This window comes from Sellimonas intestinalis, from assembly GCF_001280875.1.
Classification (GTDB): Bacteria; Bacillota; Clostridia; order Lachnospirales; family Lachnospiraceae; genus Sellimonas; species Sellimonas intestinalis.
This window is the reverse complement of record NZ_LGAJ01000007.1, coordinates 71,727-87,006: the sequence shown is the minus strand read 5'-3', so window position 1 is coordinate 87,006 and position 15,280 is coordinate 71,727. Positions and strand designations below refer to the sequence as shown.

Annotated in this window: 13 protein-coding genes; all 13 read right to left on the bottom strand. The window is 48.0% G+C overall.

From position 1 onward, the window contains the following. Window positions 1-55: 55 nt before the first annotated feature. On the bottom strand, window positions 56-2,173 hold the full coding sequence (gene fusA / locus AOA56_RS07780; RefSeq protein ID WP_024733722.1) for an elongation factor G: 2,118 nt from the start codon (window positions 2,171-2,173) through the stop codon (window positions 56-58). A gap of 72 nt (window positions 2,174-2,245) precedes the next feature. Next, window positions 2,246-2,716, bottom strand: a complete 471-nt coding sequence (gene rpsG, locus AOA56_RS07775; protein WP_024733723.1) for a 30S ribosomal protein S7 — start codon at window positions 2,714-2,716, stop codon at window positions 2,246-2,248. Window positions 2,717-2,874: 158 nt separating this feature from the next. Next, window positions 2,875-3,297 (bottom strand): 30S ribosomal protein S12, encoded by a 423-nt coding sequence (rpsL, locus tag AOA56_RS07770; RefSeq protein ID WP_048621052.1) that lies wholly within the window; start codon window positions 3,295-3,297, stop codon window positions 2,875-2,877. Window positions 3,298-3,607: 310 nt separating this feature from the next. Further along, window positions 3,608-4,126 carry a GNAT family N-acetyltransferase gene (locus tag AOA56_RS07765; RefSeq protein ID WP_048621053.1) on the bottom strand — a complete coding sequence of 173 codons (519 nt, stop codon included), beginning with the start codon at window positions 4,124-4,126 and terminating at the stop codon, window positions 3,608-3,610. Window positions 4,127-4,181: 55 nt separating this feature from the next. Next, window positions 4,182-4,745, bottom strand: a complete 564-nt coding sequence (locus tag AOA56_RS07760) for a DUF3841 domain-containing protein (RefSeq protein WP_024733726.1) — start codon at window positions 4,743-4,745, stop codon at window positions 4,182-4,184. 219 nt (window positions 4,746-4,964) lie between these two features. After that, window positions 4,965-6,458: a BCCT family transporter gene (locus AOA56_RS07755; RefSeq protein ID WP_053769335.1), complete on the bottom strand. Its 1,494-nt coding sequence runs from the start codon at window positions 6,456-6,458 to the stop codon at window positions 4,965-4,967. 11 nt (window positions 6,459-6,469) lie between these two features. Then, on the bottom strand, window positions 6,470-7,774 hold the full coding sequence (grdH, locus tag AOA56_RS07745; protein WP_082349903.1) for a betaine reductase selenoprotein B: 1,305 nt from the start codon (window positions 7,772-7,774) through the stop codon (window positions 6,470-6,472). A 12-nt stretch (window positions 7,775-7,786) separates the two neighbouring features. Continuing rightward, the gene (locus AOA56_RS07740; RefSeq protein WP_053769333.1) at window positions 7,787-9,112 is read right to left on the bottom strand and encodes a glycine/sarcosine/betaine reductase component B subunit; all 1,326 of its coding nucleotides are present in this window, start codon (window positions 9,110-9,112) and stop codon (window positions 7,787-7,789) included. 264 nt (window positions 9,113-9,376) lie between these two features. Continuing rightward, entirely contained in the window at window positions 9,377-10,030 is a 654-nt protein-coding gene (locus AOA56_RS07735) for a TetR/AcrR family transcriptional regulator (RefSeq protein ID WP_048621315.1), read from the bottom strand. A 79-nt stretch (window positions 10,031-10,109) separates the two neighbouring features. Next, window positions 10,110-11,516 (bottom strand): dihydrolipoyl dehydrogenase, encoded by a 1,407-nt coding sequence (gene lpdA / locus AOA56_RS07730; RefSeq protein WP_053769332.1) that lies wholly within the window; start codon window positions 11,514-11,516, stop codon window positions 10,110-10,112. Continuing rightward, window positions 11,517-12,506 carry a lipoate--protein ligase gene (locus AOA56_RS07725; RefSeq protein ID WP_053769331.1) on the bottom strand — a complete coding sequence of 330 codons (990 nt, stop codon included), beginning with the start codon at window positions 12,504-12,506 and terminating at the stop codon, window positions 11,517-11,519. A gap of 11 nt (window positions 12,507-12,517) precedes the next feature. Further along, entirely contained in the window at window positions 12,518-13,948 is a 1,431-nt protein-coding gene (gene gcvPB, locus AOA56_RS07720; protein ID WP_053769330.1) for an aminomethyl-transferring glycine dehydrogenase subunit GcvPB, read from the bottom strand. Beyond that, window positions 13,942-15,261: an aminomethyl-transferring glycine dehydrogenase subunit GcvPA gene (gene gcvPA / locus AOA56_RS07715; RefSeq protein WP_053769329.1), complete on the bottom strand. Its 1,320-nt coding sequence runs from the start codon at window positions 15,259-15,261 to the stop codon at window positions 13,942-13,944. The genes gcvPB and gcvPA overlap by 7 nt, the downstream gene beginning before the upstream one ends. Window positions 15,262-15,280 lie beyond the last annotated feature (19 nt).

Sequence of the window (15,280 nt, the reverse complement as noted above, 5' to 3'; positions counted from 1 at the left end):
AGTTTACTCAGCTACATTTGATTATATTTCAAATCCGCCGAATTTTCAAGCCTTTTTAGGCTTTTTTATTGGATAATACCTTTTCCTGTACGTTCTTCGGTACTGGTTCGTACTTTTCAAAGAACATAGAGTAGTTACCACGTCCCTGTGTTCTAGAACGAAGATCTGTGGAGTATCCGAACATTTCAGAAAGCGGTACATATGCGCGTACAATCTTTCCGCCGCCAAGATCATCCATTCCTTCGATACGTCCACGACGGGAGTTGATGTCACCAATAACGTCACCCATATATTCTTCCGGCATTGTTACTTCAACCTTCATAATAGGCTCAAGAAGTACCGGAGCTGCCTTTGCCATCGCGTCCTTGAACGCAAGGGATCCAGCGATATGGAATGCCATTTCGGAGGAATCGACTTCATGGTAGGATCCATCATATACATTTGCGTGGATACCAACAACCGGGAATCCGCCGAGGATACCGGACTTCATAGCCTCTTCAATACCTTCTCCTACTGCCGGGATATATTCCTTCGGAATAGCACCGCCGACAACAGAGGATTCAAACTTGTATGTCTCTTCTCCATTGACATCCATTGGTTCAAATTTAACTTTACAGTGTCCGTACTGTCCACGTCCACCGGACTGTTTTGCGTACTTGCTGTCCACATCTACTGCTTTTGTGAAAGATTCTTTGTAAGCAACCTGCGGGGCACCTACATTTGCTTCCACCTTGAACTCACGTAAAAGTCTGTCTACAATAATTTCAAGATGGAGCTCACCCATACCAGCAATGATAGTCTGACCTGTTTCCTGATCTGTATGAGCGCGGAATGTCGGGTCTTCTTCAGCAAGTTTTGCAAGTGATTCACCAAGTTTACCTTGGGAAGCTTTTGTCTTAGGCTCGATTGCAAGTTCGATAACCGGTTCCGGGAATTCCATGGACTCAAGGATTACCGGGTGCTGCTCATCACAGATGGTGTCTCCAGTTGTAGAGAATTTGAATCCGATTGCGGCAGCGATATCTCCGGAGTATACTTTGTCGAGCTCTGCTCTTTTGTTGGCGTGCATCTGAAGGATACGTCCGACACGCTCTTTTTTGCCTTTTGTGGCATTCAGCACGTAAGAACCGGAGTTCATAACACCAGAGTACACACGGAAGTAAGCAAGCTTACCTACGAATGGGTCTGTCATAATCTTGAATACGAGAGCTGAGAATGGTTCCTCGTCAGAAGAATGTCTCACAATTTCATTTCCGTCTTCGTCAACACCCTGGATAGCCGGGATATCTGTCGGAGCCGGCATATACTCAAGAACCGCATCCAGAAGTTTCTGAACACCTTTGTTTCTGTAAGCAGATCCGCAGCATACCGGGACAGCCGTACATTCACAAGTTGCTTTTCTCAGCACTTTCTTCAGATCTTCGATAGACGGCTCTTCACCCTCCAGATACTGCATCATCAGGTCGTCGTCCAGCTCACAGATCTTTTCAACGAGCTCTGTATGATATAACTCAGCGTCATCTTTCATTTCTTCCGGAATCTCGCAGACAGTGATATCGTCACCCTTGTCATCATTGTAGATATATGCCTGCATTTCCATCAGGTCGATGATACCTTTGAATTCGTCTTCTTTTCCGATTGGAAGCTGAAGACAGATTGCGTTTTTACCTAATCTTGTTTTAATCTGCTCAACTGCGTTGTAGAAATCTGCACCCAGGATGTCCATCTTGTTGATGAAAGCCATACGAGGTACATTGTATGTGTCTGCCTGACGCCATACATTCTCTGACTGAGGTTCTACACCACCCTTTGCACAGAACACACCTACGGCACCGTCAAGTACACGCAGGGAACGCTCAACCTCTACGGTGAAGTCAACGTGACCCGGAGTATCGATGATATTGATACGGTGCTCTAAAGCACCCGCCTTCGGTTTCGTCTTTTCTTCCAGGGTCCAGTGACATGTGGTAGCAGCTGAAGTGATCGTGATACCTCTTTCCTGTTCCTGCTCCATCCAGTCCATGGTAGCAGTTCCTTCGTGTGTATCACCGATCTTGTAGTTTACACCGGTATAGTAGAGAATACGCTCTGTCAGCGTCGTCTTACCAGCATCGATGTGAGCCATGATACCGATGTTTCTTGTTCTCTCTAATGGATATTCTCTTCCAGCCAAGACTTTTTCCTCCTAAACTAATAAGATCGACTGTTTCCTGCCAAATCCGGCAGAGCTGTCTCCAGGAAGATCCTAGAAACGATAGTGAGCAAACGCCTTGTTTGCCTCTGCCATCTTGTGCATATCTTCTTTTCTCTTTACAGATGCTCCTGTGTTATTTGCAGCATCGAGAATTTCGTTGGCCAGTCTTTCCTCCATTGTTTTCTCGCCTCTTTTACGAGAGAACATGGTCAGCCAGCGAAGTGCCAATGCCTGTCTTCTGTCTGCACGTACTTCGATCGGCACCTGATATGTGGCACCTCCGATACGTCTCGCCTTTACTTCCAGTACAGGCATAATGTTGTTCATTGCCTCTTCAAATACTTCGATCGCCGGTTTGTCAGCTTTCTCGGCAACTCTCTCAAATGCGCCATATACAATTTTCTGTGCTACACCTTTCTTACCATCTAACATGATGTTGTTGATAAGCTTTGTAACAACTTTGTTATTGTATAATGGATCCGCTAATACGTCTCTTTTCTGAGTATGTCCTTTACGTGGCACGGTCCTTCCCTCCTTAATCATAATTGGATTAAATCATCAGTACTCGCTTCACAGTTTGCGTTCGTGCGGCTGGAACATACCCGTGTATGTCAATCCGCAACCTACTAATTTCATAGTCCTGTGATACGATAACGATTTTGTTACTTAAAAACTTTTACTTATTTTTTTGCGTCTTTCGGTCTCTTAGCACCGTATTTGGAACGTGCCTGACGTCTCTTAGCAACACCTGCTGTATCAAGTGTTCCGCGGACGATGTGGTATCTTGTACCTGGCAGATCCTTTACACGGCCACCACGGATCAGAACAACACTGTGTTCCTGAAGGTTGTGTCCTTCTCCCGGGATGTAGCTTGTTACTTCGATTCCGTTAGACAGACGAACTCTGGCGATCTTTCTAAGAGCTGAGTTTGGCTTCTTAGGTGTCGCTGTCTTAACCGCCGTACATACTCCTCTCTTCTGCGGAGCGGATGCGTCGACAGGTCTCTTTCTCAGGGAATTGTATCCCTTCTGAAGTGCCGGAGCTGTAGATTTCTTTACAGAAACCTCACGTCCTTTTCTTACTAACTGGTTGAATGTTGGCATTCCTTTCACCTCCTACGAATAATTAATAGGTTTGCTTAAAAAATTCTTTTGCACGCAAAAATATCACGTATTTCCACACGCATTTGTCATTGTATTACGTCCATTCGTAAAAGTCAAGGGTTTTTACAGGAATTTTCATGTGAACGATTCAGCCATGCGGCCGGGGACACGGAAAATCCAGCGCAAGCTTGCTTGCAGATGGTTTTCCCGTGTCCCCGGACATATGGCGCTTCGCCATGAGCGAAGATTTAGCTGTATTAGCAGTGGAAAAGCGGCGCAAGCCGCAAATCTGAGCTGCATAGCTGAATCGTTATGCTTCGTCAATCATCATTCCCATCACATAAAGATCGTAGTACATGCCATTGAGAAGCGTGGAATTTCTGCGGCATCCCTCGATTTCAAAGCCGAATTTCATATAAAGGGCAACAGCCGGAATATTATCCGCGCGGGTATCCAGACTGATCCTTGTCGTCACACCGTTTCCTTTGCACCAGTCAATCAGTATCCGGATCAGTTCACTTCCGATGCCCTGCTTCTGATATTTCTTTGCCACCACGATTCCAAGCTCGCCGTCATGTCGTGCCTTGATCTTATGGGAAGAATGGATCGTTGCGATCCCCGCGATCTCATCCCCGTCCATAGCAAGCAGCATCCGGTTTGTCTTGTTTCCTTCCAGGGAACGAATTTCGTCTTTCTGTTCACTGACTGTCATTGGATATTCGTCCGCTTCAAAGCTTAGATAACTCGTCTCTCCACCCACCTCATTGTAGAAAGCGACAATCTGTTCTGCATCATCTACTCTTGCGTCTCTGTAAGTAATTTCTGACATAAAAATCCCTCCTGTAAATTCTTTTTCTTCTATAATAAAGGATTTTTATTTTTATTTAAAGTATGATTTCCTCAATCCATTCCTGTTTTAATACCCATGTAGTAGCGTATCCATTTTCCGGTCTGTCCGGCGGCATCGTAAAGAGCCTCTCCCAGCTCTCCATCATTCTCTTTCTGAGCATCGGATAGAAAATCCCTTTCCTGTCCACCAGAATGGTCTCGTCATATATCCCGTAGGTGTTCAAAAGCTTTTCAAAGTCAGCCCTGTCCTTGGCATTTTTGCAGATATACATATGGTTTCCCCTGCTGTCCCATCTTCCAGCGTCGATGACAAGCGCCATTTCCCCGGGGATTCTGGCTCTGATGATCACTGTTCCCTCCGTCTTCTGCAGTCGGTAATCACTGTTGAGGGAAAACCAGATCGGAAATTCTCCCTCCACGGCCGCCGGAAGATACGCCCTGCTTTTTTCCGTATACCACCGGTACAGTTCCAGATAATAACCTGCGATATCTCCGTTCTTTTTCCGGATATACTCCTCTTTCACCCGGTATTCCCCTGTCGTTTCCAATTCTTTGAGGACTTCAGCAGTCTGCCTCGTCCACCCAATCAGATATCCCATCGTTTCTCCCTTCTCATAGAAGCGAAGTAGGCAATCCCACCTCAATGTCTCTTTCTCCTCCATCCCCGGGCTTAAACACTTTGCACACCGCCGTAATACCACAAAGCGGTAATATCCCTGATTGCGGTGTGCCCATTCTACCCCGAGGGCTTTCCTATAGAATACGAAAAATATTACGGTCTCCTTGCAAAAAGGCCGTAATATTTTTCAGGAGGGTTATCAAATTTTTTCTTTCTTAATTGCTTTTATAAATGCCGCACACGCCGCAAACATGATCAGAATAAACGGAAATGCCGCAGCCAATGAGATTGTCTGGAGCGGTTTTAATCCCCCTGCCATCAGAAGACCGACCGCCATCACCGATTGGATCATTCCCCAGAGAATTTTTTTACTGTTCGGCGGATTAATCTCCCCATCTGTCGTCAGCATGGACAGAACGTATACCCCGGAATTAGCCGACGTAATAAAAAACGCGCAGAGAGATACAAGTGCCACAATGCAAAGTACAAAACCAAGCGGATATTTCTGAAGGACTACAAAAAGTCCAACTTCCGGCGTAGCCGCCACTTCATTTAATACATCCAAACTAAGAACCCCCGTCTCTCCCAGATTGATTCCAAGACTTCCAAATACCGCTCCCCAGATGCAGGACGCAAATGCCGGTACAAGGACGACTCCAAGGACAAACTCTCTGATTGTTCTTCCCTTTGAGATTCTGGCAATAAAAACGCCTACAAACGGAGCCCATGCGATAAACCACGCCCAGTAAAACAGTCTCCAACTTCCCAGCCAGCTATTATCCCCGTATGCCCCGACTTTTAGAGCATCCGGAATAAAATCTCCGATATACTGTCCAATGCCATTAACAAAGCTGTCAAGTATCTCTATCTTTGGCCCTACCAGAAAACATACGAGCAACAGACCGATCGCTACATATAGATTGGTATCTGAAATCACCTTGATTCCCTTTTCAATACCGGATACGGCGGACCCGATATAGAGAATCGAAACAACCACTACAATTCCAATCTGTACAAGTAATGTGGTCGGAATCCCGAACAATTTATTAAATCCTGCATTAATTTGCATCGTCCCAAGCCCCAGAGACGTTACGATACCTGCCACTGTAGCAAAAACCGCCAGAATATCCACAAGTTTTCCCAGCCATCCTTTTGTCATTTTTTCGCCTAATAACGGTTCCAGGATACTGCTGACTAAACCTTTCTTGTTCTTCCGAAACATAAAGTAAGCCAGAGCCAGACCGATCACAGCATAGTTCGCCCACGGAAGAATCCCCCAATGCATAAAGAAAGATTTCATTGCAAAATCCGCTGCTTCCGGCGTTGCACTCTCCACGCCCACTGGGTTCAGGTAGTGTGTCAAAGGCTCTGCTACTCCCCAGAATACAAGCCCCACCCCCATGCCACAGCCGAAAAGCAGTCCAAACCATGTCAGGTTACTATATTCCGGCCTGGAGTCATCTCCTCCAAGCCGGATTTTCCCATACCGGCCAAATGCCACGTACAATACGAACACCAGAAATACGATCATTGCCAGGAGATAGAGCCAGCCGAAATCTGTTGTCAAAAACGCGAACGCCACATCAGAAACTTTTGTAAAACTTTCATTAAAGGCAACCGACCAGACCGCCATGATCGCGATTAGTATCAGAGAGATATAGAACACGCTGTTCTTCTGTTTTCTTTTCTCCATAATCCGCCTCCTTATACTCTGAATACTGTCTGCTCTTTGATGTCTGTGGCCAGACTTTCCAGCGCTACCTTTGTCCTGTGATATCTGAGTTTCCACTGCTCTTCTTTGGAAGTCGCCGGATCTCCCAGCGGGTACGGGATCGAGATTGTCGGCACGATCCTGTTGCTTCCTACCGTCTTGGCAACAGGAATCAGATTACACATCTGTACAATCGGAAGTCCTCCTTTTTCGATTTCTTTTACCATCGTTGCGCCGCAACGAGTACAAGTGCCTCATGTAGAAACCATAATTACAGCGTCTACGTGGTCTTCCATCAGATACGGCAGGATTTCTCTTGCCATTCTCTGCGCCTCCGCCTGTGTCGTACCAGTCCCCACAGTTGTATAAAAATACGGATGCAGGCTTCCAAAAGCACCTTCTTTTTCCAGTACTTTCAATGCGTCTACAGGTGCTACCACATTCGGATCCGCATCTGCTGCCGCCGGGTCAAATCCTGCGTGGATCGTCTTGTACACGCCGCTCTCCAGACGGTCTGTATTGGATATATCGTATCTACCCCACCGGGTCGCCGACGCTGACTGAATCCTGTCCGGATTGTCAACTGGAACAATGCCTCCTGTATTTAACAGAGCAATTCTGGCTTTCTTCAGATCTTTGACTGCCGGAGCAATCGGTACACGGTCCAGTTTCGGCATCGGAAGTTCCGTCTCAAACGGTTCCCCATTTAGCTTTTTTACAAGCATCTCCACCATACGCTCAGACGCCGGTTTGGCATCCTTTCTCCATACCTGTCTACGAATACCACGTCCGAAATATCCCTCTTCTTCCGCACTTCCGACTTCTTCTCCATCCAGAATTTTGTTTGCCAGACTAGTGACCGTCTTTACATCCTTTCGCATCTTGGAAGCGATATTACCGCCTCTTAAAATACACATATCGTGCTTAAACATTTCCGCTCCCGGATTTTCTTCGTTCATAGAAGTCAGCACTGGAACGTGATATCTGTCCTTTACTGCTTTACAGATCGTACCGCACGCCACGCCATACCGCCCTGCCTGGAACGCCGGCCCTGCCAGAAACAGGTCAAACTCTTTATCAGCCAGCATTTCAAGGATTTCATTGACTGCCGTTTCCGTATGAGATCCCATGTAATTATCGCCGCAGATAATAGTATGTGTAATTTCCGCATGTAGTGTTTTTGCGTACTCCAGCGCCGGACCTATCTTTTCTTCTCTTATGGCCGGAGCAAAATCGGCCTGATCTTCTCCTCCGATCTGCCCGAAAAACTGATTGATATATAAAATCGCCTTTTTCATTGCCGCACCTCCTTAAAATTCTTTCATTGTTTTCGGGGACCAGCCACAGACCTGATCTCCACAAAACATGGAATTGTTCTCCATAATGATCGATCCATCTTCTCTGACGGAAGGCCCCAGTTTCTCATCGGTCGCCCATCCCCCGGATAACCCGTCTCTTCCAAGAGCCTCCAGTTCCCCAAGCACAATCTCCATCGGCGGAAGTTCAATCAGTTCCGATACATTTCCGCAGGATACAATGGCATCGCACTTTTCATCCAGCGTGACAAGCGGCTGGGACTGTCCGTCACGTCCAGTACATTCATTGGAAATCCCCACTGTCTTGACTCCCGCATCCTCAAGAGCAACGATACAGCCTACAAAATCAGCATCCGGGTTTCCGTATCCTTCCTCCGCCACAACAGCGCCATCCGCTCCCAGTGTTTTCGCAATCTGTGCCACAAAGAGCGCCGCCCGCTCTTTCTGCTCCAACGCCACATTTAAGTTCGACATAATCACGCCAAGGAAATTGATGGTCTTTCCATGCTCTCTGTAAAGTGCCTTGATATTCGGACAATTCTGAAAATCATAAGTGGACCATTTGGAGGAAACCGGCATGAAACTTCCTGACACCAAAGCCCCGTCCAAAATCTCATTTGGATGCATCACAGTCGGCACCATGCGGTTCATATCCCAGCCATACACAAGGTCGTTATATCCGAGTTCTTCCATCTGGGACTGTGGCTGCATCACATAGACCACAGATGGAAGGGTTTCCACATCCGCACCTCTCCGGATCATGGCATCCAGATCGTAGACTTCCGTCTCCTCCGGCTTGAGTTCTTTTACACATTGTGCAATATATTCCGCCAGTTTATGCCCTGCTCTCCTGAGCGCGTCGTTTTTTTTCTGCTGCTCTCTCTGCTCAAACACCTCGTTCGTGTCCGCCACCAGGACGATATTATTCAACTGCCCAAAGTAAGTATATTTCTGTCCTTCTCCGCTCATATCAATCAGACCGTCCTGGAAACCTCCCCAGTGTCTGCCTACGACGAGTACGCTGCAATTTTTAAGTGCATGTACGGTACCGTTTCCGGCCCTCTCCAGATCTCCTGTATACCCCGGAAATACGCCTCTCCCGTCCGGTCTGACACGAGGTTCAATGGCCTCTTTTACCGGACATATCCGAATCGGATCCCCAGGTTTTGCAATATAGAGTTCCGCCTCTGTGATGCGCTCATCTGCTCTGATATAGGTAAGCGCTTCGTCCTTATTGATCGTTAGAATCCCACTTTCAAACGATAATTTTTCTCCAAAGATGATATTCCGCACATAGAAATTCCCGATTTCCAGTCTCATCTCAAATCCTCCTTCTAAAAAATGCGCACAAATGAATTGTGCATTTTGCACAATATAGTTTCTTTATAATCGCGATTATTTAATAATTTATACGATTAACTTATCACTAATCGCGATTATTGTCAATAGGTTTATAGATTATTTCAATCTCAGGCACAACGATTCATCCAAAAGTGAAACCTTCACTGTGTTAGCAGCAAAAAAGCCCTCCGTAAGAATCCCATTCAGATTCCCACGGAAGGCTTTTTCAACTCTTCTATTCTTCTATTTTTCAATAATAAATCGTAGCATATCCATCATATGCTTTTTCAATACTTCATTATCCATTTCCGGATTCGCACACTTTTTATTGAGCAGATCCATACAAAAGCAGACGCTGATGTCATTTACAATCTCCGCGTTTTCTTTTGTCACACGTGTCCGCGGATCTCCGATCAACGGCGCCAGGATCTTCATGCATCGTTCCTGATAATTGCGTCCCAGGTACATAGCTTCGATTTCCTCGCTGAGCGCACTCTTTTCTTCCGGAAACAGATCATAGTAGCGGTTCAAAAAAACGGTCAGATCATCACTGTATTTCCCGAAAAAGAAATTATAGAATACGCATGAATATTGAAAGGCTGAATCCGCAAAATACTCCCATATCGCGAAGAAATTTTCGTAGGCGTCAACATGTCGGTTACTTAATTTTTCCAGATCACTGCTGTATTTTTGAAAGTGTCTGATGGACGACAGCATTATAAGCTCGTCCAGATCTTTAAAATACAAATAAATAGTAGAATTATGGAAGCCCGAAACAGCCGCGATCTTACGGATGGAAACCTTTTTAATACCTTCTTTCTCCATAATCTCCTGCGTCGCCCTGACAAACTGAATCACATTCTGACGTTTTGCTTCATCATTTTTGTAATCAATCATATCTCTTCCTCTTTCATCTTCCTCGTATATTTCCATATTACTTTACTTCTTTTTCCGACATCTGACAAGTCTCTTTTTCTTACCGTTTTTTCTTCGGAAGGACATGGATGGCGCCGCCTTCCAGCTCTTCCAACGCCTCTCCGATCCCTTCATTGTAGGTCGGATGTGCCCTCATACCTTTCAGAAGCTGAGATACCGTCATCTTGTTCGTGATGGCGGTCACGAATTCCCCAATCATGTCGGTAGCCCTTGCACACATCATTTGGGCTCCGAGAATCACATGACTTTCCTTGTTCGCCACCACCTTGATGAATCCCCTCTCTTCTTTTGTGATGATAGATTTCCCGTTGGCGCTCATAATAAACTTACCTGTCTCTACTTCGATTCCTTTTTCTTTCGCCTCGTCTTCAGTCAGACCTGCGGAAGCAATCTCCGGATCTGTATACACACATCCCGGTATCACATTCACATCGATGGAACGCTCTTTTCCTGCCAGACGCTCTGCCACAGCAACGCCCTGGGCGCTTGCCGCATGAGCGAGCTGCGCTCCTCCGATCAGATCTCCGATGGCATAGACATGTGGCATAGACGTGGCAAAGTGTTCATCTACCACGACACGGCCCCCTGCAAGCTCCAAAGTCATGTCTTCGCCAAGCAGGCCGTCCGTGTTGGCGCACCGTCCTACCGCGCAAAGCACATAAGCGCCTTTCGCCTGCCGCGCTTTTTCTTTCTCTGTATAATGACAGAAATATCCGTCTGTGTCCTGCTCAATGGACTGCACCGCTGCCGCAGTGTGGATCTCGATTCCCCGCTTTTTCAGAATCATCTTGAGATTCTGGGAAATTTCTTTATCCATATTCGGGATCAGTCTCGGCATGGCTTCCAGAATCGTTACTTTCGTCCCAAGGGCTGCGTATACGGTTGCGAATTCCACACTGATGACGCCTCCCCCGATAATAACAAGGCTTTCCGGTACTTCTTTCATCCGGAACAGGTCATCACTTGTGATCACTCCCGGCAGATCAATGCCAGGAATCGGAATCCGGAGCGGCTTGGAGCCGGACGCCAGCAAAACGTCTTTTGCTTTCAGCATCTGTTCTCCTTCTTCGGAGGTAACTTTCACCTCATTTTCCGGAAGGAGTGTTCCGGTTCCGCAGATGATCTCCACGCTGTTTGCCTTTAATACCTGCCCGATTCCCTGGACGAGCTGCCTGGTCGTCCTTTCTTTATATTCTAGTATCTTGCCGTAATCGTAGGTAACCTGTGAGGCGAAAATTCCGATTTCCTCACTGCTTTGCATCTCCCGGTACACAGAAGACGCATGGATCATCGCCTTGGCCGGGATGCACCCACGGTTCAGGCACGTTCCGCCCACTTCCCTATTCTCGATGACCGCAGTCTTAAGGCCAAGTTTTGCCGCCTTGATAGCCGCCACATAGCCGCCCGGTCCTGCTCCGATTACAATCAGATCAAATTGTCCTTCCATCTACCATTCCTCTTCTTTCATCCATTTTCTGATATCCATCATCATCTGCTCTTCCTCCGGATCCGCAGACCAGTAGAGACCGAGCTCAGTCCAGATGCTGCTGCTCTGAAAGCGGACTCCTTTCAGATATTCTGGCAGCACCTCAATCAGTCCGGTTTTTAAGGCGTCTGAATAGACTGCCGCCTCCCGGATTCTGCCCTTTTCCACTTCAAACTGGATCGTCACTTCGCCCCACGGGAATTTCTTCGTTCTCTCGTGCTGGAACGGGATTCTCCGTCCATAGAGCCATTCCCAGGAGCCAAAGAATTCTGTCCGTTTTGCAAGTTCTTCTTCATCCTGGCTTCTTTCTTCTACCGGGAGCCCGTAAACTTCCCCGAACGCCTGCCGGAGCGCTTCTTTCAGGCTGTCGATCGCCAGATTCGGAAGATAATCCGTCAGATTCGCCACTCTGGAGCGTACGGAATCCACCCCTTTGGACTGAAGCTTTGCCGTAGAAACCGTTAGATACGAACCCAGCCTCTCTTTGTCCACCGCCACCATGATGGTTCCGTGGTGATAACAGTGGTCTCCATGGCGGTAAAAGGCATTTCCGGAAAATTTCTTTCCGTTGATCAAAAGATCATTTCGCCCGGACTTTTCAGCACGAAGTCCCAGATGTTCCAGCGCCCTTTGGATCACTGCAAGCTGCCGGTCCAAATCGTAATGCTCTCTGGAAACGAGAAAGGTGAAATTCAGATTTCCAAGATCGTGGTAGACGGCTCCGCCCCCTGAGAGCCGCCGTGCCAGGTGTCCCCCGTCCCGTTCCAGTTTTTCCGTACGACATTCTTTCCAGGCATTCTGGTTTTTCCCGATGACAACGGTCTTCTCGTTCTGCCAGAGGTAGAGGATACATTCCTCCTTCCCGCACCCGAACAAAAGCGCTTCCTCCAGAGCAAGATTATGATATGGATTGGTTGTGTTGCTTTCTATGTAAGTCAGCTTTTCCAACATGTCGTTTCACCCTATTCTTCAAATTCATACTTCAGCACAGGATGTCTGGCCGCCTCCACCTCGTCAAGTCTTGTAACCGGTGTGCTAACAGGCGCCAGGTGCAGGCGCTCCGGTTGTGCTTTTGCCTGCTGATACAGTTGTCGGAAGACTTCCAGGGCTTCATCCAGCGTCTCCCTGGATTCTGTCTCCGTCGGCTCGATCATCAGTGCTTCGTCCACGATCAGCGGGAAGTACATAGTCGGAGGATGGATGCCGTTGTCCAGAAGTCCTTTTGCAATATCCATGGCGGAAATGCCGGTTTTCTTCTTCAGGCCAGACAGGCTAATGACAAATTCATGCATACACCTCGTTCCATTGGCGGCCGGGAAGATATCTGCAAGACCGTGCAGCATATAGTTTGCGTTGAGCACCGCATTCTGGCTTGCTTCCGGAATTCCCTCTTTTCCAAGGGATTTCAGATAAGCCAACGCCCTTACAACAACAAGGAAATTGCCGTAGAAGCTTTTCATCTCTCCAATGCTGTGCTCCGGTTTCTTCATATGTAAGACATCCTCGCCCTCTACCAGGATGGACGGGAGAAAGTCCGCCAGAATCTGTTTGCATCCTACCGGACCGCTTCCCGGACCACCGCCTCCGTGTGGAGTCGAGAAAGTCTTGTGGAGGTTTAAATGTACCACGTCAAATCCCATATCTCCCGGACGGACCGTTCCCATCACAGCGTTTAAGTTGGCGCCGTCATAGTAACAGAGGCCTCCACAGCCATGTATCACTTCTGTAATCTCAAGAATCTGTTTCTCAAAAATCCCAAGGGTATTCGGGTTTGTCAGCATAATGCCCGCCGTCTCATCGTCGGCAGCTTCTTTTAATTTTTCCAGATCCACACATCCATCCGAGCCAGACGGGACGCTGACGACCTTGTATCCTGCCATCACCGCGCTTGCCGGGTTTGTACCGTGCGCAGAATCCGGGACGAGGATCTTCGTCCGTTTTACGTCGCCCCGGCTCTCATGGTAGGCACGGATCAGAAGCAGCCCTGTAAATTCCCCATGGGCCCCTGCTGCCGACTGGAAGACCATATGGTCCATTCCTGTAATAGTGCACAGCGTTTCCTCCGCTGTTTTCAGCACTTCCAGACATCCTTGCACCGTATATTCCGGCTGTAACGGATGAATCTCTGTAAATCCCAGAAGGGCCGCTGCCGTCTCGTTGATCTTCGGGTTATATTTCATAGTACAGGAACCAAGCGGATAAAATCCGTCGTTGACTCCGTGGGATTTTCTTGCAAGCTCACTGTAATGTCTGCTCAGATCACCCTCCGCAATCTCCGGCAGGTGAAGCTTTTTCTGTCTTTGTTCTGTCTTTGGGAGTTCAAAGGTTTCTCCTTCCCATTTCGGGAGCATCCCATTTCCGCGTCCCTGTCTGCTCTTTTCAAACACTAACATGACTGCACCTCCTTCAGAATCCGGATCACGTCATCCATTTCTTCTTTTGTATTGACCTCGGTACAGCACCAGAGAATCCGGTGCTCATCCAGAGGATATCCGCCCAGAATCCCTTGCGCTTCCAGCGCGTCTAACGTCTCTTTTGCGGATACCTTTGACGTCGTCACAAATTCATGGAAGAAAGTTCCCTGATTTTCTGTGTGATATCCGATGGTTTCCAGTTCTTTTGACAGATAGTGTGCCTTGGATGCGGACTGCAAAGCCGCCTCCCGAAGCCCCTCATTCCCCATGGAGGAAAGGTAGACTGTCACCGCCAGCGCACAGAGCGCCTGGTTGGAGCAAATGTTGCTGGACGCTTTTTCTCTGCGGATATGCTGCTCTCTTGCCTGGAGCGTCAGCACATATCCGGTCTTTCCATTCCGGTCTTTCGTCTGCCCGACGATTCTTCCCGGAAGCTTGCGCATCATCTTGTCCGTACATGCCATAAATCCGATGTATGGTCCCCCGAACGCCAGTGGAAGTCCGAGAGGCTGTCCTTCTCCGACTGCTACATCGGCTCCATACTCCGCCGGAGTCTTTAACATTCCAAGCGAAATCGGGTTGACGCCCATCACGAATTTCGCTCCCGCCTCATGCGTCAGCTCTCCGATCTCTTTTGCGTCTTCCAGATTTCCGTAGAAATTCGGGTGCTGGATGTAGACGCAGGCTGTCCCGGAATCCAGGCGTGCCTTTAGTTTCTCCCAATCGGTCTTTCCGTCCTTTTCCGGAATCACTTCCATCTCCATTCCGTTTCCATGGCAATAGGTCTGAATGGTCTGAATCACATACGGAGACGTCGCTCCCGAAATCAGCGCTTTCGCCCGCTTCCTCTCTCTGCACATAGCAACACCTTCCGCTGCCGCAGATGCTCCGTCATAAACCGACGCATTGGATGCGTCCATCCCGGTCAGATCACAAATCATCGTCTGATACTCAAAAATCGATTGCAGGATGCCCTGGCTTACTTCCGCCTGATACGGTGTGTACGCCGTCAGAAAATTCTCCTTGGAAATGATGCTTGTGACCGCTGCCGGGATATAGTGACGGTACGCCCCCGCGCCACGGAAAATCGTGCGGAACACCCGATTCTTGCCTGCCAGATCTTCCATCTCCCGTTTCACTTCCAGCTCGGACTTGCCCTGTGGGATCTCAAGTTCTCCTTTGAGACGGACTTCCTGCGGGATATCCACAAACAGGTCTTCCATGGAGGACAGTCCGATTGCCTTAAGCATGTCCTGTCTTTGCTCTTTTGTATTTGGTACATAGCCGCCCATGCGAATTCACCGCCTCTCC

What these genes read in the sequence shown, in the direction of transcription:
- AOA56_RS07760 (WP_024733726.1), bottom strand. Translation starts at nt 4,745, where the DNA reads ATGGGATATCTGATTGGGTGGACGAGGCAGACTGCTGAAGTCCTCAAA.
- gcvPB (WP_053769330.1), bottom strand. Translation starts at nt 13,948, where the DNA reads ATGTTAGTGTTTGAAAAGAGCAGACAGGGACGCGGAAATGGGATGCTC.
- AOA56_RS07735 (WP_048621315.1), bottom strand. Translation starts at nt 10,030, where the DNA reads ATGATTGATTACAAAAATGATGAAGCAAAACGTCAGAATGTGATTCAG.
- gcvPA (WP_053769329.1), bottom strand. Translation starts at nt 15,261, where the DNA reads ATGGGCGGCTATGTACCAAATACAAAAGAGCAAAGACAGGACATGCTT.
- AOA56_RS07740 (WP_053769333.1), bottom strand. Translation starts at nt 9,112, where the DNA reads ATGAGACTGGAAATCGGGAATTTCTATGTGCGGAATATCATCTTTGGA.
- AOA56_RS07755 (WP_053769335.1), bottom strand. Translation starts at nt 6,458, where the DNA reads ATGGAGAAAAGAAAACAGAAGAACAGCGTGTTCTATATCTCTCTGATA.
- AOA56_RS07725 (WP_053769331.1), bottom strand. Translation starts at nt 12,506, where the DNA reads ATGTTGGAAAAGCTGACTTACATAGAAAGCAACACAACCAATCCATAT.
- rpsL (WP_048621052.1), bottom strand. Translation starts at nt 3,297, where the DNA reads ATGCCAACATTCAACCAGTTAGTAAGAAAAGGACGTGAGGTTTCTGTA.
- lpdA (WP_053769332.1), bottom strand. Translation starts at nt 11,516, where the DNA reads ATGGAAGGACAATTTGATCTGATTGTAATCGGAGCAGGACCGGGCGGC.
- AOA56_RS07765 (WP_048621053.1), bottom strand. Translation starts at nt 4,126, where the DNA reads ATGTCAGAAATTACTTACAGAGACGCAAGAGTAGATGATGCAGAACAG.